Source organism: Modestobacter sp. VKM Ac-2985 (genome assembly GCF_026967925.1).
Taxonomy (GTDB): Bacteria; Actinomycetota; Actinomycetes; order Mycobacteriales; family Geodermatophilaceae; genus Modestobacter.
On sequence record NZ_JAPVBI010000002.1, the window covers coordinates 575,524 to 597,457 of the forward strand.

Genomic DNA, 21,934 nt, shown 5'->3' on the forward strand with positions numbered 1-21,934 from the left:
ACGGCAGCATGACCGCCGTGCCGACCGTCTCGCGCTGGTGGAACAGCCGGACGGCGCCGCAGCGGATCGACCTCTACACCCGCTGGTCCTTCTACGTATTCCTGGCCGGGCTCCCGGTGCTCGCCCTCGCGGTGATCGGGGCGGCGGTGGAGGGGGGCGCCCCCACGGCGGGTTCGTGGCTGTTCCTGGCCGGCTCGGTCGCCACCGCAGCGGTGGCGGTACAGCTGACCCGGCGGGGGCTGGCGGCGCACCTGGCCGCACGGCCGCTCCCCGGTCGGCTCACGGTGCTGGCGTTCTGCACCGCCGGGGCGACGGCGGCCGGTGGCGTCTGGGCGTTCGCCGGGTCGGGGGCGTCGGTCGCGGTGCCGTGGTCGGTCAGCCTGCCCCTCGGCGCGGTCCTCCTCGCCTGCTCGACGGTCTGGAGCACCCGGCAGCTCATCGCGCCCGCGGTGGGCGTCGGGGCGCTCAGCGGCCTCGCCACCTCGTTCACCGGCGTGCACCCCGCCGCGGCCGTGGTCCAGGGCGTCGTGATGGTCGCCGCGGTCCTGTTCGTGGTGCTCGCCTTCCGGTTCACCGTGTGGGTGCTCGACGTCGTGCTGGAGATGGACCGCACCCGGGGCGTCCAGCTGCAGCTGGCGGTGGCCGAGGAGCGGCTGCGGTTCGCCCGCGACCTGCACGACGTGATGGGCCGCAACCTCTCGGTGATCGCGGTGAAGAGCCAGCTGGCCGGAGAGCTGGTGCGCCGGTCCCGGCCCGGAGTCGCCGACGAGGTGGCCGACATCAGCCGGATCGCCGAGGAGTCGCTGAAGGAGGTGCGCGAGGTGGTCCGTGGGTACCGGACCACCGACCTGGCCGGTGAGCTGGCCGGCGCCCGGTCGGTGCTGCGCGCGGCCGGGGTCGCCTGCACCGTGCAGGGTGAGGGCGCCGCCGCCGGGCTCCCCGAGCCCGCCCAGGTCGCGCTGGCCTGGGTGGTCCGCGAGGCGGTGACCAACGTGCTGCGGCACAGCGCCGCGGCCGACTGCGGGATCACGCTGGTACGGACCGACGAGGAGGTCGAGCTGACCGTGAGCAACGACGGGGTGACCGGCGCGCCGGGCGCGGGCAACGGCCTGACCGGCCTGCGCGAGCGGCTGGCCGGGGCCGGCGGGTCCCTGCACGCCGCCCGGGACGGCGACCGGTTCACCCTGACCGCCACGCTGCCCGCCGGAGGTGCGACGTGAGCCAGGACGGCGAGGTGATCCGGGTGCTGCTGGCCGACGACGAGAACCTGGTCCGCTCGGCGTTCGCCGCCCTGCTCGGGCTGGAGGACGACCTCGACGTGGTCGCCCAGGCATCCTCCGGCGCCGAGGCGCTGGCCATGGCCCGCGCGCACGCCCCGGACGTCGCCGTCCTGGACCTGCAGATGCCCGACCGGGACGGGATCAGCGTCGCGGGGGAGCTCACCACGGTCCTGCCCGGCTGCGGCGTGGTCATCGTGACCGGGCACGGACGGCCGGGGCACCTGAAGCGCGCGCTGGAGGCCGGCGTCCGGGGGTTCCTGCCGAAGACGGTGGGCGCGGCCGTGCTCAGCGACGTGGTCCGCACGGTGCACCGGGGTGGGCGCTACGTCGACCCGGAGCTCGCCGCCGAGGCGATCAGCTCCGGGGACAGCCCCCTGACGCCGCGGGAGGCCGACGTGCTGGAGCTCGCCGCGGGCGGGGCGCCCGTCGAGGAGATCGCCGTCCGTGCCCACCTGTCACCGGGGACGGTGCGCAACTACCTGTCGGCGGCCGCGGCCAAGCTGGGGGCGCCGAACCGCCACGCCGCCGTGGAGGCAGCGCGGCGGCACGGCTGGATCTGAGGAAGGACCCCCTCGCCCCCCACGCTCGGCGCGGGTCCCTGCGAGGGGGCCGGAGGTCGAGGTCTTCCCTCAGGAGTTGCCGGGGCGGGCGACGGAGTCCTCGGTCTGGGCGTCGTCGTCGGTGAGCAGGACGGTGTCCTTCTCGCCGCCGTCCCCGCGGTCGTGGCCGGAGGTGCCGTCGACCAGGTCGCCCTCGGGGTCGTCGGTCGCCGGGGAGTCGTGGTATCCGCTGCTGGCGGGCTCTGTCATGGGGTGGACCTCTCGATCAGGGGGTCAGGACGGGTCGGCGCGCTGCGCCAGCGAGGGCTCGGTGGGGGTGCGCTCCGGCTGGAGGTCGTCGCTCTCCGCGTCCCGCGCCAGCGCGGCGTCCCGGGTCAACGGGACGCCCTCCCGGGTACCGGTCTCGTTCGTGTCCTCGGCACCGGTGCCCAGATCGCTGTTGTCGCCCGTGCCGGAAGCCGTGGGCACGTCCTGCTGGATGCGGTCGCTGCCGCCGGTCTCGCTCATCGCGGTCCTCCTCGCGTGGACGTCGTCCTCCGCCCATGCCCGCGATCCCCGGCCCCCATGCACCGCCGGCCGCCCGGTCCGGCCCCCGTGCAGGGGCCCGCCGCGAGCTCGCGAGTGGTGGGGGGCACGGGGGTCCTTCCTCAGAACGCGGCTTCGTCGACGTCCATGAGCGCGTTGTCGGTGTGCTCGACGATGAACCGCTCGCTGGTCAGCGCGGGCAGCACCTGGGCGCAGAAGAACCGGGTGGCGGCGAGCTTGCCCTCGTAGAAGTGCCGGTCGGACTCCGACACCTCGCCGTCCAGCGCGGCCAGCGCGACCTCGGACTGGCGGACCAGGAGCCAGGCGGTGATCAGGTCGCCGGTGGCCAGCAGCAGCCGGGAGGTGTTCTGGCCGACCAGGTAGAGCGAGCGGACGTCGGTCTGGGCGGCGCCGAGCTGGCCGAACATCGCGGTCAGCATGCCCTGGACGTCACCGAGCGCGGTCGCCAGCAGCGCCCGATCCTCCTTGAGCCGCCCGTTGCCGGCCTCGGCCGTGATCGTCCCCTGGACCTGCTCGGCCAGCCAGGTCAGCGCGACCCCACCGTCCCGCACGATCTTGCGGAAGAAGAAGTCCTGGCCCTGGATGGCCGTGGTGCCCTCGTAGAGGGTGTCGATCTTGGCGTCCCGGATGTACTGCTCGATCGGGTGGTCCTGCAGGTAGCCCGAGCCGCCGAGGGTCTGCAGCGACTCGGCGGTGAGCAGCTGGGTGGCCCGCTCGGAGCCGTAGGCCTTCACGATCGGCAGCAGCAGGTCGTTGACCTTGGCGGCGAGGACGGCCTCGGGGCTGTCGGCCGTGCCGGCCGCCTCGGCCTCCATGACCTGGTCGCGGAAGGTGGCGGTGTACAGGTAGAGCGCGCGCATGCCCTCGGCGTACGCCTTCTGCAGCATCAGCGAGCGCCGGACGTCGGGGTGGTGGGTGATGGTGACCCGCGGCGCGTCCTTGGCCGTCGCGGTGAGGTCCGCCCCCTGCACGCGCTCCTTGGCGTAGGCCAGGGCCACCTGGTAGCCGGCGGAGAGGGTCGCGATCGCCTTCGTGCCGACGAACATCCGGGCGTACTCGATCACCCGGAACATCTGGGCGATGCCGTCGTGCACGTCGCCGACCAGCCAGCCCTGCGCCGGCACCGGGCCGTCGCCGAGGCTCAGCTCGCAGGTGGTGGAGACCTTGAGCCCCATCTTCTTCTCCACGCCGGTCACGTACGCGCCGTTGCGCTCGCCGAGCGCGCCGGTGGCCAGGTCCACGTGGAACTTGGGGACGACGAAGAGCGACAGCCCCTTGCTGCCCGGCTTGGCGCCCTCGGGCCGGGCCAGCACCAGGTGGACGATGTTGTCGCTGAGGTCGTGCTCGGCGGAGGTGATGAACCGCTTCACCCCGGTGAGGTGCCAGGAGCCGTCGGGCTGCTGCACCGCCTTCGTCCGCCCGGCACCGACGTCGGAGCCGGCCTCGGGCTCGGTGAGCACCATGGTGGCGCCCCAGAGGTGCTCGATCATCAGCTCGGCCAGCCGCTGCTGGTCCGGGGTGCCGAGGGAGTGCAGGATCGCCGCGAACGTGGGGCCGGACCCGTACATGAACGCCGCCGGGTTGGCGCCGAGCAGCATCTCGAAGGCGGCCCAGCGCAGGCTGAACGGTGCACCGAAGCCGCCGAGCTCGTCGGGCAGGTCCAGCCGCCACCACTCACCGGCGTTGACCGCCCGGACCGACGCCTTGAACGACTCGGGCAGCGTCACGGAGTGCGTGGCCGGGTCGAACACCGGCGGGTTCCGGTCGGCGTCGGTGAAGGAGGCGGCGAGCGGGCCCTCGGCGAGCCGCCGGACCTCGGCCAGCACCCCGCGGGCGGTCTCGGCGTCCATCTGCTCGAACGGCCCGGTGCCGAACCGGTCCTTGCTGCTCTGGAACTCGAACAGGTTGAACTCGAGGTCGCGCAGGTTCGCCGTGTAGTGGCCCATGGGGGTGCTCCCGTGCTCGCCGGTCGGACGCGAGCAGGTCGTACTCGCGGGTAACAAGACGGTATTACCGACCGGTAACCACAGCAAGCACCCGCGCGGCGCCCTCCCGAGTTGCCCGCCCCAAGCGTCCGACGATCATGGAGCTGCGGTGACGACATGCCGCTCCGGCCCGGTGTGTTGCCCCGCCGGCGCCATGATCGTCGGGGGGTAAGGGGGCTGGGGTCAGCTGCCGGGGTGGGCGTCGGGCTCGGTCTCGGGGGGCGGGTAGACGGGCCCGGCCATGCCCTCGGCGCCGTCGTCGCCGCGCGCCGGGGAGGCGGCGCCGCCCAGTGGCTCGACGTCCCGGTCGTCCTGCGGGTCCTGCGGGGAGCTGGTCATGCCCCGAGTCTCGACCGCGGGCCGTCCGGCGGCGAGCCGGGCTGCTCAGTCGTCCAGTGCCGGGCCGGCCTCGTGGCGAGGGTGCCCCGAGGTGCGCTCGCGCTGCTTCATCCGGGCCTCGAACACGTGCCGGTCACCGCCGACCAGCTCGTCCCGGGCGCGCTGGTCGAAGGCCCGGTAGGTGCTCCAGTAGTTCTCGTCGTAGTCCTCGACGAGCTGGAAGGTCCACCGGTCGGCGATCACGTTGCGGCCGACGAGGTCACGCTCGAGGTCGGCGGCCAGCTCGGCGTGCCCGGCGTCGCGGAGGCCGGTGACGGCGTCCTGCAGGAGCAGGTCGGCCTTGCCGGTGAGCTGGTGGAAGCCGTAGAGGAGGCCGCGGGCCTGCTCGACGGTCTCGAGGGACTCGGAGAGCTTCCCCAGGGCGGCGACGGTGTCCTCGTCGAGGTCGGGGCGCGAGCGGTCGGTCACCCGTCCATCGTGCGGGTGCGGGCGACCGTTCGCCCGGGGAGGAGGCTGCCCGTCAGCGGTGGGCGATGGCGGCGTCGATCAGCTTCTCGGCGAGCTGCCGCCCGTGCGAGGCGGGGCCGTCCGGGCCGAGCAGGCCGCCGGAGAGGTACATCCCGTCGATGATCAGGTGCACCTGGGCGGCGAGGTCGTCACCGCCGCCGGGGATGAGCTGGTCGGCCAGGCCCTCGAGCCGGGCGTGCAGCTCGAACTTGTAGTCGGCGGCCGCGCTGCGGGCCGGGTGCTGCGGGTCGTCGTACTCGCTGCTGACGTTGGTGAACGGGCAGCCGCGGAAGCCGACGCGGGTGACGTCGGCCTCGACGGCGTCGACCACCGAGAGCAGGGCGGCCCGCGGGTCGTCCTGGCGCTCGTCCAGCCCGGCGTCGATGGTGGCCAGCACGGTGGCGGCCTTGCGCGACAGGTAGGCGCCGACCAGGTCGTCCTTGCTCTTGAAGAGCCGGTAGACCGTCATCTTGCCCAGGCCGGTCTCGCGGACGAGCTCGTCCATCCCCACGCTGCGCGAGCTGCGCGCGGAGAAGAGCCGCTCGGCCGTGTCCAGGACGATCTCCTGCCGTTCCGCACGGGAGCGACGGGCCGGCAGGGCGCCGTCCTCAGGTGCGTGGAGGGGGAGGGCTGCGGCGGTCACGGTCTGATCGTGCAGCACATCGTGACGGAGCGGTCCACGGCACGCCGAGGGTTGCAGGCCCCTGACCAGCACCTCCGGGGCGGGAGGGGCACCCCGGGGCGGTGGGGGACGGTGAGGCCGGTGTGACTCTCCGCTGCGACTCTCCGCCAGGAGTCGGCCGCGACGATCAGGCGCGGCGGGTGCGGCGGGGGTTGGCCAGCATCCGGGCGACCGCCGCCTGCTGCGGGGTCTGCTCCTCGCCGGAGGTGGTGGTGTCGTCGAGCTGCTGGTCGCGGGCGTCTACGTGCATGCCCTCACCCTCCCCTGCCGGACGGGCCGGAAAACAGCCCTGGCCCAGGTCGACCCCCATCGGGTGCTGAGACCTCGCTCACCTGGAGCGGTCGGGGACCAGCTGGGGGGCGTCCAGCACCGGGGCGGGGGTCTCCCGCGGCACGCGGTCCCAGGTGAGGAGCAGGGTCACCGCCCAGGTCAGGACGGCGAGGGTGGTCACGAAGAAGCTCGGCGGCAGGTTGACCATCGCGGAGAGCACCAGGCCGAACCAGACGCTGCCGAGGGCGATCGCCACGGCGATCGCGGCCACCAGCCCGGGCCGGGCGGTCATCCGCAGCGCCGCCGCGGCCGGGGTCACCACCAGCGCGAACAGCAGCAGGGTGCCCACCACCTGCACGGCCATCGTGATGGTCAGCGCGAGCAGGACGACGAAGGCCACGCCCAGGGCCCGGACCGGGACCCCGCGGGCCTCGGCCACGGTCGGGTCCACCGACGCGAAGACGAGCGGCCGGGCGATGACCGCCAGCACGCCGACCACCAGCACGGTGAACCCGCCGAAGACCCACAGCTGGTCGCGGGAGATGGCCAGCAGGTTGCCGAACAGCACGGTCGTGGTGCTGCTGGCGTTCGCGGTGGCCAGCGAGGCGAAGAGCACGCCCAGGCCGGTGGCGAAGGCGAGGATCGTGCCGGTGGCCACCTCCCGGTCGGCCACCCGCTTGCCGAAGAGCCCGATCAGCAGCCCGCCGCCGACGCAGAAGACCGCCAGGCCCAGCGTCACCGGGGCACCGACCAGGATCGCGCCGGTCGCGCCGGGGAAGCCGATGTGGGCCAGGGCGTGGGCGGCGAAGGCGTTCTGCCGGGTGACGACGAACCAGCCCATCAGCCCGGCGGCCAGCGCGACCATCGAACCGCCGAGCAGCGCGTGCTGCATGAACGTGGTCTGCAGCACCTGCAGCCAGTTCTCCTGGAAGGTGACCACGACTCAACCGCCCCGGGTGAAGAGATCGCCCTGCGCGGTGCGCACCACCCGGACCGGGGTGCCGTACAGGTGGGTGAGCAGGTCCTCGGTGACGACGGCGTCGATCGGGTCGTGGTGCGGGTGCCCGTCGAGCAGGTAGACGGCGTCGGTGAGCACCGGCAACAGTGGGTTGAGGTCGTGCGCGACGACCATCACCGTGACCCGGCGCTCGCGGGTGAGCTCGCCGAGCAGCGTGACCACCTCGTGCTGGTTGCGCAGGTCCAGGTTGGCCAGCGGCTCGTCGAGCAGCAGCAGCTCGGCGTCGTCGACGATCGCCTGGGCGATCGCGACCCGCTGCTGCTGCCCACCGGACAGCTCCGACATCCGCCGGTCGGCGTAGTCCTGGGCGCCCACCCGGCGCAGCGCGTCGTCGACCCGGGCCCGCTCGGTGGCCGAGGCGCGGCGCAGCCCGAAACGGCCCCCGGTCAGGCCGAGCATGACCAGGTCACGGGCGCGCACCGCCTCGCCCAGTGCGGCGGTGTAGTTCTGCGGCACGTAACCGATCCGGCGGTCACCCCGGCTGGGGGGTGCGGCCGAGCACCTCGACCCTCCCCCCGGCCGGGGGCAGCATGCCGAGGACGAGCTGGAACAGCGTGGTCTTCCCGGCGCCGTTGGGGCCGATGACCCCGACCACGGCACCGGTGGGCACGGTCAGCGTGCCCTGCGACCAGACCAGCCGGCCGCCGCGGACCACCGAGACGTCGTCGAGGACGAGCGCCGGTGGCCGCGCGGCGGGCCGGTCGACCGTCGGTACGTCTGTCACTGACCCCCACCGAGTGCGTTCGACAGCTGCTGCAGCTGGTCCAGCTGCCAGGACACGAAGGACGACTCCCCGTCCGGCGCCGACTCGGTGACCTCGACGACCGGCACATCGGCCGCCTCCGCCGCAGCGCGCAGCTGCTCGGGGACGCTGCCCTCCGTCTGGGAGTTGTACACCAGGACGTCGACCGAGCCGTCGGTCAGCGCCGCCTCGAACGCGGCCACGTCGCCGGGCGCCGGGTCGGTCTCGTTGCTGGCGGCGGCCCGGTAGCCCTCGGGCGTGGCGTCGGTCAGGCCGATGGCCTCGCCGGTGTACTGGAACACGCTCTCCGTGGCGGCGTACGAGCGGCCGGCGGCGGAGGACTGGAGGCTCTCCAGCTCGTCCAGGTAGGGCTGCAGGTCGGCCTCCCAGGCCTCGGCCTGCTCGGCGAAGTGGTCGGCGGCGTCGGGCGACAGCTCGCTGAGCTGCTCGGTCACCGCGGCGGCGACGGTCTGGACGTACTCCGGGGAGTACCACAGGTGCGGGTTGACCCCGCCGTGGCCGTGCCCCTCCTCGGCGTGCTCGCCCTCCTCCTCGGCGTGCTCGCCCTCTTCCCCGGCGTGCTCGCCCTCCTCCCCGGCGTGCTCGCCTTCCTCTTCGGCGTGCTCGCCCTCTTCTCCGGCGTGCTCCTCGCCCTCGATGCCGACCACCTCGGCCGCGTCGACGACGGCCGGCGCGGGGTCGAGGGTGGCGACGGCGTCGGCGGCCCAGTGGTCGTAGTCGGCGCCGTTGAGCACGACCAGCTCGGCGTCGGTGAACGCGGCGATGTCGGCGGCCGTCGCCTCGTAGTCGTGCGGGTCGACGGCCGAGGAGGCGAGCACGGTGGTGACGTTGGTGCAGTCCCCGCCCAGCTGCTCGACGATCGAGCCCCACTGGCTCACCGAGGCGACGACGTCGAGCACCTCGCCGGGGCAGCTCTCCGCGTCCGCTGCGCTGGTGGTGGTCCCGGCGCCGGCGTCGGAACCCCCACACGCGGCGAGGGTCAGCGTGGCGGTGGCGGCCAGGGCGGTGAGCGCCGGGCGGCGGAGCAGGGCGTGGCGGGGCACGGGGGGTCCTCACTGGTGGGGCTACTGGGAATGGTCGTCACAATCAGTATCACCCCAGCCGTGCCCCGCGTCGATGTCGGTCCTCCCACAGCGGACCCCGCCCCGGCCCCGGGTGGGGTCAGGCCCCGGTCACCCGGTTCTCCGGGTCCACGCCCGCCGCCGGGTCACCGCCCTCGGCCGGCTGCTCGGGGTGCGGCGTGCGACCGGTCTCCTGCGGCTCCTCCATGGGGTCGCCCTCGGCCGGCTCAGCGGGGTGCGGGGTACGTCCGGTGTTCTCGGTCATGCCCGCCCCGTGCCCCCGCCCGCCGCGGCGCAACCATCAGCCGACGGGCGTCGCCGCGGGGGTCTGGGGCAGCAGGGCCTGGACCTCGTCGTCGTCCGGCAGCGCACCACGCGCGCCCGCGCCGGTCGTCGACAGCGCCGCCGCCGTGACCGCGTAGCGGACCGCGTCGGCCAGCGTCGCGCCGCGGTCCAGGGCGCTGCTCAGCGCACCGCAGAAGCAGTCGCCGGCACCGGTGGTGTCCACCGGCTCGACCGGCGGGGGCCCCTGCACGTGCGCCGGGCCGTCCGCCGGCACCACCAGTGCGCCCCGGGCTCCCAGCGTGACCACCACCGACCGCACGCCCAGCCCGCGGGCCAGCTCGGCCAGCTCGCCGGGGGAGAGCTCGCCGGACGGCGCACCGGTCAACCGGCGCAGCTCGTGCTCGTTGGGCACCAGGACGTCGACCCGGGCCAGCAGGTCGGCCGGCAGCGGCTGCGGCGGTGCGGGGTTGAGGACGACGGTGCCCCGGGTGGCCACGGCGGCCGCCTGCACCGTGTCCAGCGGGGTCTCCAGCTGCAGCAGCAGCACGCCGGCGCGGTGCACCGACTCCACGTCGACGTCCGCGGGGGTCAGCTCGGCGTTGGCGCCGGGCACCACCACGATCAGGTTCTCCCCGCCGGCCGCCTCGACCGGGATCACCGCCGACCCGGTGGGCACGCCCTCGGTGCGGTGCACCCGACCCACGTTCACCCGCGCTTCAGCGAGCGCGGCGAGCTGCCGGCCGGCCGCCGGGTCGGTGCCGACCCGGCCGACCATGTGCACCCCGGTGCCCAGCCGGCCGGCGGCGGCGGCCTGGTTGGCGCCCTTGCCCCCGGGCAGGACGGCGACCGCCGAGCCGATGACGGTCTCCCCGCGGCCGGGCAGCCGGTCGACGGTCACCACGACGTCCTCGTTGAGGCTCCCCACCACGGTCACGGACACGGCACGCTCCCGGTGGTCGCCATGGCACCAGCCTAGAGAGGCAGCTCAGTCGGCCCCCGCCGTCCGCCGCTGCCGCAGCGGCAGCCCGTACCAGGTGACCAGCCCGATGAGGACGATCGCCGCGCACACCGTGACCGCCGGCCACCGCCCGAGCACCACGTCCAGCACGAGCAGCACCGCGCTGGTGATGCCGATGAGGAGCAGGGTCAGCCCGACCACCAGTGAGCGGTCGGCGAACCGGACGATCGCCGCCTTCTGCCGCCGCCGGAACAGCATCCGGTGGAAGGAGACGGGCGCGATGAGGACCACCGTGGCCGTGGCGGTGCTGATCATCGTGACCGCGTACACCGTCGTCCCGAAGGGGCCCAGGTCGGCGAAGCGGGACTGGAAGGGGAGGGTCAGCAGGAAGGCGAAGAGCACCTGGACGGCGGTGATCGCCACCCGGATCTCCTGCAACACCTCGTTGACGTTGCGGTCCAGCACCGCGTCCGGTGTCTCACCGCGGGCCAGGGCGGTCCCTTCGGCCTCGGTCCGTTTCTCCGCCACCCGCCTGCGGTACCGCAGGTGCAGCCGATCGACACCCGGGAGACGCCCATGCCCGACCACCAGGCCGAGGACGCCGACAACATCCGCCGTGAGTTCGGCGAGGCGGTGAACATGACCGCCGGGGAGCTGGAGGGCTGGCTGGAGACCGAGGAGTCGCAGTCGGTGGGGCAGAAGAGCGGCGGGTCGGGGGAGTCCACCGGGCACGAGTCGGGCCGGCGGATCGTGCAGCTGCTGCGCACCAAGAAGGGCGACCTCACCGATGACGACCTGGCCCACATGCGCAAGGTGCACGGCTACGTGCAGCGGCACCTGGCCCAGGAGCCCGCCAAGGAGGACGTCGAGACGTCGCGGTGGCGGTACTCGCTGATGAACTGGGGTCACGACCCGCTCAAGGGCAAGTAGCCTCGCCGGCGTGCAGCGCAACGACCCGGCGCAGTACGACCAGCTGGCCGACCAGTGGTGGGACCCGCAGGGGGCGTTCGCGATGCTCCAGTGGCTCGCTGCCTCCCGCGCCGGCCACGTGCCCCCGGCGGCAGCGCCCGGGGCCGTCCTGGTCGACCTGGCCTGCGGTGGTGGCCTGATGGCCCCGCACGTGCAGCGACTGGGGTACCGGCACGTCGGCGTCGACATCGGCCTCGCCGGGCTGGAGGTCGCCCGCCGGCACGCGGTCTCCGTCGTCCGGGGGTCGGTGCTGGAGGTGCCGCTGGCCGACGGGTGTGCCGACGTCGTCACCGCCGGGGAGATCCTCGAGCACGTCGCGGACCCCGGTCAGGTGCTCGCCGAGAGCGCCCGGCTGCTCAAGCCCGGTGGTCTGCTGGTCATCGACTCGATCGCGGCCACCCGGCTCGCCCCGCTGGTGGCGGTCCGGATCGCCGAGCGGCTGCCCGGCGGGCCGCCACCGGGGATCCACGACCCGGCGCTGTTCGTCGACCGGCGGGCGCTGCTGGCCACCGCGGAGCGGCTGGGGCTGGACCTCCGGTTGGTCGGCCTGCGCCCCTCGGTGCGGGACCTGGTCGCCTGGCGGCGGGGCCGTCGGGACGGCGTGCGGATGCGCACCATGCCCTGGACCGGGATCCTCTTCGCCGGCTCGGCGGTCAAGCGCCCGGAGCCCGTCGCCGAGCAGCGGGCACCGGGGTCCGCACGTACGGTCGGGGCATGACCGCCAGCGGCCTCGAGACCCCGAACGCGCCGGGAACGGCCTGGTGACCGCCGCAGTCGTCACCGGTTCGGGCCGCGCCCTGCCGGCCAGCTACCAGCAGGGCGAGGTCTGGGACGGGTACTTCGCCGGGAAGTACGCCGGGCTGCGGGCCGCCGAACGGGTGTTCCGCGGCGCCGGCGTCCGCAGCCGGCACGCGGTGGTCAACCCCGTCGACGAGGACGTGTCGCAGTGGGGCACCGGGGCGCGGATGGAGCGCTACGTCACCGAGGGGCTCCCGCTGGGCAAGCAGGCCGTCGCGACCGCGCTGGACGCCGCCGGGCTGGCCCCCGGGGACGTCGGGCTGTTCGCCGTCGCCACCTGCACCGGCTACGCCACCCCGGGTCTGGACATCCGGCTGGCCAGCGACCTGGGCATGCCGCTCGGGCTGCAGCGACTGCTCGTGGGCCACATGGGCTGTTACGCGGCCCTGCCCGGGCTGGCGGCGGTGAGCGACTTCGTCACGGCACGTTCCCGCCCGGCCGTGCTGCTGTGCCTGGAGCTGACCAGCCTGCACGTGCAGCCGGCCGTCGCCGACCTGGAGCAGGTCGTCACCCACGCGCTGTTCAGCGACGCCGCGGCCGCGGTCGTCGTCGAGCCCGCCGCCCGCCGGGGCCGGCGGGTGGCCGGGATGGTCGCCCGCACCGACCACGCCACCGCCGACCACATGACCTGGGACGTCACCGACCTGGGCTTCCGGATGGGGCTGTCGCCCCGGGTGCCCGACGTGCTGGCCCGGCACGTCGGCGGGGTGGTCGAGGAGCTGCTCACCGAGGCGGGCCTGCGTGTCGAGGACGTCGCGGGCTGGGCGGTGCACCCGGGCGGGCCGCGGATCCTGGACGTCGTCCGGGACGAGCTGGGGCTCACCGAGGAGCAGATCGCGCCCTCGCGCCGGGTGCTCGCCGAGCACGGCAACTGCTCGTCGGCGACGGTGCTGCTGGTGCTCGACGAGCTCGCCGACGTCGACGGCCCGGTGGTCGCGATGGCCTTCGGTCCGGGCCTGACCCTCTACGCCACCCTCCTCCTCCCGGCCTGACCCGGCCTCCCCCTGGGCTGGCCGCCGCCTGGGTCAACCCGGGCGAACTGACGTTGAGCCGCGCCACGGCACGGCTCAACGTCAGCTCACCCGGCTCAACCCGCAGTGCAGCGGGCCGCCGGCGGCCCGGCCGGCGACGCCGAGCCCGTCCTCAGCCCAGGTGGGCTTGCTTGGGCGCCAGGCCGCGCAGCGCCTCGGCGGCCACCCGGTCGCGGTCGGCACCGCCGGCGGCCACCACCGCCGCACCGACCAGGCCCTCGACCAGCGGGGCCGCGCTGAGCACCACCCGCGCCCGGACGTCGTCGTCCAGCAGCTCCAGTGCCGTCTCGGCGGACATCACCGCGCTGCCCAGGTCCATCAGCACCACCACGCCGTCCCCGGTGTCGGCGGCGGTGATGGCCGTGGAGACGGCGACCGCGTCGGTGCCCAGCCCGCCGTCGTCGGTGCCGGCGGCCACCTCGATGGCCAGGGTCGAGTTCGGCAGCATCTGCCGGGCCAGCTCGACGGCGGCGTCGGCAAGCGGCCGGCTGTGCGAGACGACGACGATGCCCACGGCGGCCACGGTCAGCTCCTCCCCAGCGTCGCCGCGGCGGCCTCGACCAGCAGCACCGCCGACTCGGCGCCCGGGTCGACGTGGTCCGCGCTCCGCTCGCCCAGGTAGCTGGCCCGGCCCTTGCGGGCGACCAGTGGCGTCACCGAGTCGCGGCCCTTCGCCGCGGCGTCCGCGGCCGCGCGCAGCGCCACGTCCAGCTCCTGCCCGGCGCCGACGGCCTCGGTGAGGGCGTCGGCCGCGGGCAGCAGGGCGTCCACCATCGTCTTGTCCTGCAGCTCGGCCTTGCCGCGGGCGACGACCCCCTCGACCCCGGCCCGGAAGGCGGCGGCGAAGGCGGCCGGCGAGCCGTCGTCCAGGGCGCCGGACATCCGCAGGAAGAGCGTCCCGTAGAGGGGGCCGCTGGTGCCGCCCACCTTGCTGATCATGGTCATCGCGACCGTCTTCAGCAGCGCCGCACCGTCGGTCGGCGGGCTGGCGTCGAGGGCGGCGACGGCCGCGGTCATCCCGCGGTGCATGTTCGTGCCGTGGTCGGCGTCGCCGATGGCGGAGTCGAGCTCGGTCAGCTCGTCGCGGTGCTCGGTGACGGCGCGGGCGTACTCGCGCACCCAGGCCCCGAGGGCGTCGGCGTCCATCGTGCCCATGCTCAGACCCCCCACCGCAGCGCCGGCGTGCGCACCGGGGCGTCCCAGAGCCGGATCAGCTCGTCGTCCACCTTGAGCAGGGTGATCGAGCAGCCGGCCATCTCGAGGCTGGTCATGTACGAGCCGACCAGCGAGCGGGCCACCGTCACCCCGGCCTTGGCCAGCACCGCCTGCACCTCGGCGTACACGACGTAGAGCTCGAGCAGCGGTGTGCCGCCCATCCCGTTGACGAAGGCGAGCACCCCGTCGCCGCCGGTGAAGTCCAGGTCGCTGAGCACCGGCTCCAGCAGCATCTCGGCGACCTCGCGCGCCGGGGCGACCGGCACCCGGCGGCGGCCGGGCTCGCCGTGGATGCCCACGCCGAGCTCCATCTCCCCCGCGGGCAGGTTGAAGGTGGGCTTGCCGGCGGACGGCACGGTGCAGGAGGTGAGCGCCATGCCCATGCTGCGGCCCTGCGCGTTGACCCGGCGGGCCACCTCGGCGACCTCGGCGAGCGGGCGCCCCTGCTCGGCGGCGGCACCAGCCAGCTTCTCCACCAGCACGGTGACGCCCACGCCGCGCCGGCCGGCGGTGTACAGGCTGTCCTGGACGGCGACGTCGTCGTCGGTGACCACGGAGACCACCTCGGTGCCGGACTCGGCGGCGACCAGCTCGGCGGCCATCTCGAAGTTCATCACGTCGCCGGTGTAGTTCTTCACGATGTGCAGGACGCCGGCGCCGGCGTCGACGCCCTGGGTCGCCGCGACCATCTGGTCCGGGACGGGGGAGGTGAACACCTCGCCGGCGCAGGCGGCGTCGAGCATGCCGAGCCCGACGAACCCGCCGTGCAGCGGCTCGTGGCCGGAGCCGCCTCCGGAGACCAGGCCGACCTTGCCCGCCACCGGCGCATCGCCGCGGAAGACGACCCGGTGTTCGCTGTCGATCCGCAGCTCCGGGTGTGCTGCGGCCATGCCGCGCAGGGCGTCGTCGACGACGTCTGCCGGGTCGTTGATGAGCTTCTTCATCGCGGGCTCCTGATCATGGGGGACCTGCGCACCGTAGGAGTGGGCCACGTCTCAGGGCAACGGGGAGCGGTCCGCATCGTCGGACGCCGTCCCTCTCCGAGCACAGGGCTGCGCGACGGACGTGACCTGGGGCACACTCGGCCTCCCATGCCCTCCGGCGCATGCCGGACGAGAGGCGGCAGGCGGAGGGCGCACGACCCAGAACCCGGTCCCCCAGAACTGAGGAGATGCCCAGATGGCTGGCAACAGAGGCGTTGCGTACATCGAGCCCGGCAAGGTCGAGGTGCACGAGACCGACTACCCGAAGCTGGAACTGCAGGACGGACCGGGGGTGAACCCGGCCAACGTGGGCCGCAAGCTCAACCACGGGGTGATCCTCAAGGTGGTCACCACCAACATCTGCGGCAGCGACCAGCACATGGTCCGCGGCCGGACGACGGCGCCGCCGAACCTGGTGCTGGGCCACGAGATCCTCGGCGAGGTCGTCGAGAAGGGGTCCGACGTCGAGTTCATCCAGGTCGGCGACCTCTGCTCGGTGCCGTTCAACATCGCCTGCGGGCGCTGTCGCAACTGCAAGGAGGGCAAGACCGGGATCTGCCTGAACGTGAACCCGGCCCGCCCCGGAGCGGCCTACGGGTACGTGGACATGGGCGGCTGGGTCGGTGGGCAGGCCGAGTACGTGACGGTGCCCTACGCCGACTGGAACCTGCTGAAGTTCCCGGACAAGGACCAGGCCATGGAGAAGATCCTGGACCTGACCATGCTGTCGGACATCTTCCCGACCGGCTTCCACGGGGCGGTCACCGCCGGGGTGAAGCCCGGCTCGACCGTGTACATCGCCGGGGCCGGCCCGGTGGGGCTCGCCGCCGCCGTCGGCGCCCAGCTGCTGGGCGCATCGGTGGTCATCGTCGCCGACCTCGTCGAGCAACGGCTGGCCCAGGCGCGCAGCTTCGGCTGCGAGACCGTCGACGTGTCCAAGGGCTCGCCGCAGGACCAGATCGAGCAGATCCTGGGCGAGCCGCAGGTGGACGCCGCCGTCGACGCGGTGGGCTTCGAGGCACGCGGCCACGGCGAGGGCGCGGGCAAGGAGGCGCCGGCGACGGTGCTGAACTCGCTGATGGAGGTCACCGCGGCCGGCGGCGCCATCGGCATCCCGGGGCTCTACGTCACCGGCGACCCGGGTGGCATCGACGAGGCGGCCAAGGTCGGCTCGCTGTCGCTGAGCCTGGGCACCGGCTGGGCGAAGTCGCTCTCCTTCACCACCGGCCAGTGCCCGGTGATGCGCTACAACCTCGGGCTGATGAAGGCGATCCTCAACGACAAGGTGCAGATCGCGAAGGCGGTCAACGCCACCACCATCTCGCTGGACGAGGCGCCGCAGGGGTACCAGGACTTTGACTCCGGTGCGGCGAAGAAGTACGTGATCGACCCGCACGGGATGGTCGGCAAGAAGGCCGCCTAGGACGACGCGGGCCCGGGGCGGGTGCCCCGGGCTCGCTGCGTCACCACAGGTCGCCCCGGCGCCAGTCGCAGACCAGCCGGACGGCGGGGTCCAGCGGCGCCGGGGTGGCCGGGGTGGGCAGCACGAACACCGGTTCACCCGGGGTGGCGACCACCCCTTCGGGGGTCAGCGCCGCCAGGTCGCCGGACCAGGAGAGCCACCCGCGCGCGCCGTACAGCCGGGCGCCGTCCTCGCTGGCGGCCAGCGCGCCGAGCTCGAAGCCGCCCCGGACGAACCGTTCCGCCTCGGCCATCACGGCTGCGCCGACGCCGCGGCGGCGCAGACTGGCCGCGGTGGCGACGGCCTCCACGTAGCCGGTCCGCAGCGTCCGGCCGGCAGCGATGAGCTGGCGGACGACGACGGCAGCGTGCCCCGCCAGCTCGCCGTCCACGGTGGCCAGCACGTGCACACCCCCGAGGGCGTGCGACCAGTCGTCGTCGCTGAACCCGCCGGTGAACGCCGTGTCGAGGAAGCCCCGGAGCCGGTCGAGCTCGGCTGTGGAGAGGTCGGCGGTGGGGGCGCTGCGGACGGTGACCGTCGGCCGGGGGGAACTCACCGGACCAGCTTCGCGGAGGCGTCGCCGTGCCGCCCCTGAGGGGGCTGCTGGAGGAGGAGAGCGGGTGACGAGAATCGAACTCGCACTGTCAGCTTGGGAAGCTGATGTTCTACCATTGAACTACACCCGCGGCAGGTCAGTGACCTGTCGGAGAGCTTAGCAAGACAGTCGCCCCCGACCGGAACCCGGTCGGGGGCGACTGTGTCTCAGCGGCTCAGAGCAGCACGCCTCGGCAGCTGCTGCTGCAGTCCAGCGACCAGAACGAGCTGCCCAGCCGGCCGAAGGTCGCCGACCGCACCAGCCGCTCGCCGTCCGGCCCGACCGCGGTGACCACGGAGGAGCCGCCGCCGGTGTCCGGGGTGCTCCCGGCATCCGGCGCCGTCCCGTCGCCGGCATCCGGCGCCGGGTCCGTGCCGCCGCCGCCGGTCGGCTCCGCGACGTAGGTGAGACCGTCGGCCAGCACCGAGGACTCCGTGCCGGTCGGACCGAAGACGAAGACGTCGTACACGCCCGCCACCAGCTCCGGTGCGGTGAAGACGACCGACGTGCTGTCGGCGCTGACGACGATGGCCACCCGGGTGTCCCCGATCCGCACCCGTGCGCCGTCGGGGACGTCGGTGCCGGTGACCGTGACCCGCGTCCCGCCGGCGGTGCTGACGACCGACGGGGAGATGCTGGTCAGGCCGAACGGCCCGACCTCGGGGTAGGTGACGACGGGCGGCGGGGTGCTGCCGTCCGGGGCGGGGTCGGTGGTGCCGGGGTCGGTCGTCCCGGGGTCGGTGGTGTCCGGGCCCGGCGTCCCGGGGTCTGTGGTGCCCGGGTCCGGCGTCCCGGGGTCTGTGGTGCCCGGGTCGGTCGTCCCGGGCTCAGTGGTGTCGGGGTCGGTGGTCTCCGGGTCCGGCGTCCCGGGGTCGGTGGTCTCCGGGTCGGTCGTGCCGGGGTCGGTGGTCTCCGGGTCCGTCGTGCCGGGGTCGGTGGTGCCCGGGTCCGTCGTGCCGGGGTCGCTCGTGCCGGGCTCGCTCGTACCGGGGTCGGTGGTGCCCGGGTCGGTCGGGCCGGGCTCGCTCGTGCCGGGGTCCGGCGTCCCGGGCTCGGTGGTGCCGGGGTCGGTGGTGCCCGGGTCGGTCGTCCCGGGGTCGGTGGTGCCCGGGTCCGTCGTCCCGGGGTCGGTCCCCGGCGTCGTCCCGCCGTCCGGTGCCGGTGCCGGGGTCGAGGTGGCCCCGACCAGCAGCGGCGCGGCGAAGGTGCCGCCGAACGGCTGACCGTCCACGAGCAGCTGCGCGCTCAGCGCGTAACGGCCCGGGGCGAGGTCGGCCGACGGGGCGAGCTCCACGCCCTCCACCGTGGTCAGCGTGCCCAGCGGGACGGTGACCTGGCCGGCGTCGTCGGTGGTCAGCGTCGTCCCGGCGACCGTGACGGGCTCACCGGACAGCGCCCAGACCTCCCCGCCGTGCTCCATGCCCAGGCCGAGCACGAGCTCGTAGGTCCCGGCCAGTTCCGGGCCGGTCATCCGGACCCGCGGCGTCGCCGGGCCCGTCGGGGCCGTCGTCGAGGTGAACTGGTAGCCGACGGAGGCCGCACCGGGGTCCAGTCGGCTGACGTTCAGCCGGCCACCGGTGACCGACTTCCCGGTGAAGGCGGCGATCGGGTCGACGTCGGCCAACAGCGCCGTCCGCAGCTCGGCGACGGTGGCGGTCGGCAGGGTGGCCCGGTACAGCGCCAGTGCGGCGGCCACCTGGGGGGCGGCGATCGAGGTGCCGCTCACCAGCTGATAGCCGCCGTCGTGGGCGGTCGTGACGACGAACTCGCCGGGGGCGAAGAGGTCGACGGACGTCGCGCCGTAGGCCGAGGAGGCGGCGACGGTGTCGGCGGCGGTCGAGTTGCCGACCGTCACGACGTTCGGCTCGGTCAGGCTGGCCGGGTAGACCAGCGAGGTGTCCCGGTCAGCGGCGTCGTTGCCGGCGGCGGCGGCGACCAGCACGCCGCGCGCCTCGGCGTAGGCGACGGCGGCGCGCAGGTTGTCCAGCGCGGACCCGGTGACCGGCCCGCCCCACGAGGCGTTGACGACGGCGGCGCCGTGGTCGGCGGCGTAGCGGATCGCCTCCGCGCCGAGGTGGACGTCGACGTCTCCGCCGGTGCCGATCACCAGTGGCATGAGGGTCACGTCCGGGGCGACGCCGACCGAACCGGCGCCGTTGTCCTTGCGCGCGCCGATGACCCCGGCGACCGACGTGCCGTGCCCGCCCCCGGCGCCGTTGTCGACGTCGGGGGAGTTCGTCGCGAAGTTCCAGCCGTGGCAGTCGCCGGCCAGGCCGTTGCCGTCCACGTCGGCCGAGCCGCAGGGCTCGGCCGGGTTGGTCCACAGCGAGCCGGCCAGGTCGGGGTGGTCGGAGTCGAAGCCGGTGTCGACGACGGCGACGACGATGCCGGCGCCGGTGGAGGCGTCCCAGCCGGCCGAGCCGTCGATGTCGGCGTCGGGCTGCACCGGGGACTGGCCGTAGGCGTTGTCCCCGGTGTTCTCCAGGTGCCAGGCGTACGGCGCGTAGTAGGGGTCCGAGGCGGTGCCGGACACCGGTACCGAGGGCGAGACCTCGACGGCGGCGATGCCGGGCAGGGAGCGCAGCCGGGGCAGTGCGGTGCGGTCCACGGCGACGAGCGCGGTGCCGTCGGAGAGCCGCTGCGCGGAGTCGACGCCGTCCTGCTGGTCCAGCCCGGCCAGGAACTCCGGTGTCGCGTCCCCCGCTGCCGCGGTGACCACGTAGCGGGTCAGCCCGTCGCCGGGGCCGAAGCCCTCGGCCACGGGGAGCGGCGGACCGACCAGCGCGTCGACCGCCGCCGCGCCGCCGAAGCCGGTCAGCGCAGCGGCGACGACGGCGACCACGCGCACGCCCCGGCGGTGCGCGGGCAGTCGACTGCCCTGGTGACCCACGAGATCCATCCGGTCCTCCTCCGCGGCGCACCCCGTGCTCTCACGGCAGTGCTCGACGGAGGTGCATCGGCCTCGCCGGCCCGCGGCTGGAGGGGGCCGGGCGCCGGTCCACCCCCTCGGGTGAACGGGCGCCCGGCATCAGCCCCGCATCGCGCCGAGGAAGCCGGTCATCTCCGAACGCAGCTTCTCCGCCATCCGGGACAGCCCGGTGGTGTCCCCGGCCGGGCCCAGCGACGCGGAGCCGTCCACGGCGGCGGCGATCCCGTCGACCAGGCCGTTCATCTCCGCCACCGTCGTGCCCACGGTGCTCATGCCGGCGGCGACGTCGTCGCACGCGGTGCGCATCGACTCGACCTGGGCGGTGATCCGCTCGGTCGACCGAGCGGTCTCGTCGGCCAGGTCCTTGACCTCGGAGGCCACCACCGCGAAGCCCTTGCCCGCCTCACCGGCGCGGGCCGCCTCGATGGTGGCGTTGAGCGCCAGCAGCCGGGTCTGTGCCGCCACCGCGTCGATCATGGCCACGATGCCCTTGATCTCCGCCGACGAGCGGGTCAGCGAGTCGATGGTGCCGCGGGCGGCAGCCACCTCCGTGCTCGCGGCCGTCGCCGCCTGGGTCAGGCCGTGGGCCGAGGCGGACAGCTCGGTGGACGCCGTCGCGACCTGCTCGCTCATCCCGAGCACGACCGTCTCGAACTCGTCGGCCAGCTGCAGCCGGGAGGTCTGCGCCTCGGCCACCCGGGACGCCGACTCCCGCATCGCTGCTCGGGCAGAGTTGATCACCTCCGCGCCGCGGCGGTAGGCGCCGGAGAGACCGGTCAGCAGCAGCGTGCGGTGGAACCGGCCCTCCGCTGCCGAGGTCAGCGCGGCTCCGGCCTCGCGGACGAAGGCGTCGGAGACGTCCAGCACCCGGTTGACGCTGTTGTGCAGCGCGACCAGCTCGGGGACGTCGCAGGACCCCGGGACCGGACGGCTGCGCGCCTCCAGGTCGCCGGCGGCTGCGCTCTCGCATGCGGCCACGAGCTGCTGGACGAACGCTCGGTAGACCTCCAGCTCGGCTGCGTCGCTGCGGGGGGTGCGTCGTGCCATCTCAGGCACCCTTCTCGCTGATGATCGACCAGATGAAGTCCTCGTAGCTGGGCGCCCGTTCGGCGATCAGCCGCTGCAGCAGCTCGCTCGACGCAGCGACCGCGGCCCGCGCGGTCGGGTGCCGTCGCTCCTCGGCGAGCAACTGGTCGTAGAGCGGCTCGACCGCGGCGATCCCGGCCCGGGAGGGGCAGCGCCGGTTGGAGTGGTAGCCCACGACGGAGCCGTCCGGCCCGTAGGACGGCGTGACGTGCGCGAGCACCCAGTAGTGGGCGCCGTCGGCGGCCAGGTTGTCGATGTAGGCGAACAGCTCCTGCCGCTGGGCCAGGGTCTCCCACAGCAGGGCGAACACCGCACGCGGCATGTCCGGGTGCCGGATCAGGTTGTGCGGCTGCCCGATGACCTCGTCGAGGGAGTACGCGCCGACCCGCAGGAACACGTCGTTGGCGTAGGTGATCACCCCGCGAGCGTCCGTCTTGGAGACGATCAGCTCGTCGGGGGAGAACGTGCGTTCCACTCCGGTCGGCCGCACGGCACGGCGTCCCGTGCGAGGACTGTCCGGTGTTGCTGTCGTCAGGACCACGGGCCCCTGCTTCCGTCCACTGCCGTTCCGGCACTCCGATGTCTCCGGACTACATCGGCAGGTCGCTGAGG

Annotated in this window: 27 protein-coding genes and 1 tRNA gene; 6 read left to right on the forward strand and 22 right to left on the reverse strand. The window is 74.2% G+C overall.

The features are described from left to right. The first annotated feature begins 17 nt into the window (after positions 1-17). Complete coding sequence (locus tag O2V61_RS11955) at positions 18-1,220, forward strand: sensor histidine kinase (RefSeq protein WP_269183534.1); 1,203 nt, start codon at positions 18-20, stop codon at positions 1,218-1,220. Continuing rightward, positions 1,217-1,840: a response regulator transcription factor gene (locus O2V61_RS11960; RefSeq protein WP_269183535.1), complete on the forward strand. Its 624-nt coding sequence runs from the start codon at positions 1,217-1,219 to the stop codon at positions 1,838-1,840. The genes O2V61_RS11955 and O2V61_RS11960 overlap by 4 nt, the downstream gene beginning before the upstream one ends. Before the next feature lie 69 nt (positions 1,841-1,909). Here the strand turns inward: O2V61_RS11960 and O2V61_RS11965 are convergent, their stop codons facing one another. From O2V61_RS11965 to O2V61_RS12030, 14 genes are all read right to left on the reverse strand, one after another. Continuing rightward, on the reverse strand, positions 1,910-2,089 hold the full coding sequence (locus O2V61_RS11965) for a hypothetical protein (RefSeq protein WP_269183536.1): 180 nt from the start codon (positions 2,087-2,089) through the stop codon (positions 1,910-1,912). 24 nt (positions 2,090-2,113) lie between these two features. Further along, a complete protein-coding gene (locus tag O2V61_RS11970) occupies positions 2,114-2,347 on the reverse strand; it encodes a hypothetical protein (RefSeq protein WP_269183537.1) in 234 nt (77 codons plus the stop codon). 140 nt (positions 2,348-2,487) lie between these two features. Then, positions 2,488-4,332: an acyl-CoA dehydrogenase gene (locus tag O2V61_RS11975; RefSeq protein WP_269183538.1), complete on the reverse strand. Its 1,845-nt coding sequence runs from the start codon at positions 4,330-4,332 to the stop codon at positions 2,488-2,490. 222 nt (positions 4,333-4,554) lie between these two features. Continuing rightward, positions 4,555-4,710 carry a hypothetical protein gene (locus O2V61_RS11980; protein WP_269183539.1) on the reverse strand — a complete coding sequence of 52 codons (156 nt, stop codon included), beginning with the start codon at positions 4,708-4,710 and terminating at the stop codon, positions 4,555-4,557. Between the two features lie 45 nt (positions 4,711-4,755). After that, positions 4,756-5,178 (reverse strand): hypothetical protein, encoded by a 423-nt coding sequence (locus tag O2V61_RS11985; RefSeq protein WP_269183540.1) that lies wholly within the window; start codon positions 5,176-5,178, stop codon positions 4,756-4,758. A gap of 52 nt (positions 5,179-5,230) precedes the next feature. Then, positions 5,231-5,860 carry a TetR/AcrR family transcriptional regulator gene (locus O2V61_RS11990; protein WP_269183541.1) on the reverse strand — a complete coding sequence of 210 codons (630 nt, stop codon included), beginning with the start codon at positions 5,858-5,860 and terminating at the stop codon, positions 5,231-5,233. A 166-nt stretch (positions 5,861-6,026) separates the two neighbouring features. Continuing rightward, entirely contained in the window at positions 6,027-6,149 is a 123-nt protein-coding gene (locus O2V61_RS11995; RefSeq protein WP_269183542.1) for a hypothetical protein, read from the reverse strand. Between the two features lie 78 nt (positions 6,150-6,227). Beyond that, positions 6,228-7,109 carry a metal ABC transporter permease gene (locus O2V61_RS12000; protein WP_269183543.1) on the reverse strand — a complete coding sequence of 294 codons (882 nt, stop codon included), beginning with the start codon at positions 7,107-7,109 and terminating at the stop codon, positions 6,228-6,230. Positions 7,110-7,112: 3 nt separating this feature from the next. Continuing rightward, on the reverse strand, positions 7,113-7,652 hold the full coding sequence (locus tag O2V61_RS12005; RefSeq protein WP_269184265.1) for a metal ABC transporter ATP-binding protein: 540 nt from the start codon (positions 7,650-7,652) through the stop codon (positions 7,113-7,115). Between the two features lie 7 nt (positions 7,653-7,659). Continuing rightward, complete coding sequence (locus O2V61_RS12010; RefSeq protein WP_269183544.1) at positions 7,660-7,911, reverse strand: ATP-binding cassette domain-containing protein; 252 nt, start codon at positions 7,909-7,911, stop codon at positions 7,660-7,662. Next, positions 7,908-8,993: a metal ABC transporter solute-binding protein, Zn/Mn family gene (locus O2V61_RS12015; RefSeq protein WP_269183545.1), complete on the reverse strand. Its 1,086-nt coding sequence runs from the start codon at positions 8,991-8,993 to the stop codon at positions 7,908-7,910. Before O2V61_RS12015 ends, O2V61_RS12010 begins: the two co-directional genes overlap by 4 nt. A 118-nt stretch (positions 8,994-9,111) precedes the next feature. Continuing rightward, complete coding sequence (locus tag O2V61_RS12020; RefSeq protein WP_269170258.1) at positions 9,112-9,276, reverse strand: hypothetical protein; 165 nt, start codon at positions 9,274-9,276, stop codon at positions 9,112-9,114. Positions 9,277-9,312: 36 nt separating this feature from the next. Further along, positions 9,313-10,236 (reverse strand): ribokinase, encoded by a 924-nt coding sequence (locus O2V61_RS12025; RefSeq protein ID WP_269183546.1) that lies wholly within the window; start codon positions 10,234-10,236, stop codon positions 9,313-9,315. Positions 10,237-10,281: 45 nt separating this feature from the next. Further along, positions 10,282-10,782, reverse strand: a complete 501-nt coding sequence (locus tag O2V61_RS12030; RefSeq protein ID WP_269183547.1) for a DUF6328 family protein — start codon at positions 10,780-10,782, stop codon at positions 10,282-10,284. Between the two features lie 18 nt (positions 10,783-10,800). Between O2V61_RS12030 and O2V61_RS12035 the strand changes: the two genes are divergently transcribed. The 3 genes from O2V61_RS12035 to O2V61_RS12045 are packed head-to-tail and all read left to right on the forward strand — an operon-like array spanning position 10,801 to position 13,013. Continuing rightward, on the forward strand, positions 10,801-11,184 hold the full coding sequence (locus tag O2V61_RS12035; protein ID WP_269183548.1) for a DUF3140 domain-containing protein: 384 nt from the start codon (positions 10,801-10,803) through the stop codon (positions 11,182-11,184). A gap of 10 nt (positions 11,185-11,194) precedes the next feature. Next, entirely contained in the window at positions 11,195-11,941 is a 747-nt protein-coding gene (locus O2V61_RS12040; RefSeq protein ID WP_269183549.1) for a methyltransferase domain-containing protein, read from the forward strand. 43 nt (positions 11,942-11,984) lie between these two features. Beyond that, on the forward strand, positions 11,985-13,013 hold the full coding sequence (locus O2V61_RS12045) for a type III polyketide synthase (RefSeq protein WP_269183550.1): 1,029 nt from the start codon (positions 11,985-11,987) through the stop codon (positions 13,011-13,013). Between the two features lie 151 nt (positions 13,014-13,164). Here the strand turns inward: O2V61_RS12045 and dhaM are convergent, their stop codons facing one another. Genes dhaM through dhaK form a run of 3 tightly spaced genes read right to left on the reverse strand, consistent with a single transcriptional unit; the run spans position 13,165 to position 15,211 of the window. Beyond that, positions 13,165-13,575 carry a dihydroxyacetone kinase phosphoryl donor subunit DhaM gene (dhaM, locus tag O2V61_RS12050; protein WP_269183551.1) on the reverse strand — a complete coding sequence of 137 codons (411 nt, stop codon included), beginning with the start codon at positions 13,573-13,575 and terminating at the stop codon, positions 13,165-13,167. A 2-nt stretch (positions 13,576-13,577) separates the two neighbouring features. Next, entirely contained in the window at positions 13,578-14,198 is a 621-nt protein-coding gene (gene dhaL, locus O2V61_RS12055; protein ID WP_269183552.1) for a dihydroxyacetone kinase subunit DhaL, read from the reverse strand. Positions 14,199-14,209: 11 nt separating this feature from the next. Continuing rightward, positions 14,210-15,211 (reverse strand): dihydroxyacetone kinase subunit DhaK, encoded by a 1,002-nt coding sequence (gene dhaK / locus O2V61_RS12060; RefSeq protein WP_269183553.1) that lies wholly within the window; start codon positions 15,209-15,211, stop codon positions 14,210-14,212. Positions 15,212-15,446: 235 nt separating this feature from the next. Between dhaK and fdhA the strand changes: the two genes are divergently transcribed. Next, entirely contained in the window at positions 15,447-16,673 is a 1,227-nt protein-coding gene (fdhA, locus tag O2V61_RS12065) for a formaldehyde dehydrogenase, glutathione-independent (protein ID WP_269183554.1), read from the forward strand. Between the two features lie 40 nt (positions 16,674-16,713). On the opposite strand, the gene O2V61_RS12070 is transcribed toward fdhA, so the two are convergent. From O2V61_RS12070 to O2V61_RS12090, 5 genes are all read right to left on the reverse strand, one after another. Continuing rightward, positions 16,714-17,268: a GNAT family N-acetyltransferase gene (locus O2V61_RS12070; protein WP_269183555.1), complete on the reverse strand. Its 555-nt coding sequence runs from the start codon at positions 17,266-17,268 to the stop codon at positions 16,714-16,716. Between the two features lie 59 nt (positions 17,269-17,327). Next, positions 17,328-17,398: transfer RNA gene (locus O2V61_RS12075), tRNA-Gly, on the reverse strand. Between the two features lie 84 nt (positions 17,399-17,482). After that, positions 17,483-20,206: a S8 family serine peptidase gene (locus O2V61_RS12080; RefSeq protein ID WP_269183556.1), complete on the reverse strand. Its 2,724-nt coding sequence runs from the start codon at positions 20,204-20,206 to the stop codon at positions 17,483-17,485. A 129-nt stretch (positions 20,207-20,335) separates the two neighbouring features. Then, complete coding sequence (locus O2V61_RS12085; protein ID WP_269183557.1) at positions 20,336-21,283, reverse strand: methyl-accepting chemotaxis protein; 948 nt, start codon at positions 21,281-21,283, stop codon at positions 20,336-20,338. A 1-nt stretch (position 21,284) separates the two neighbouring features. Continuing rightward, entirely contained in the window at positions 21,285-21,812 is a 528-nt protein-coding gene (locus O2V61_RS12090; protein ID WP_269183558.1) for a PAS domain-containing protein, read from the reverse strand. Between the last annotated feature and the right edge of the window lie 122 nt (positions 21,813-21,934).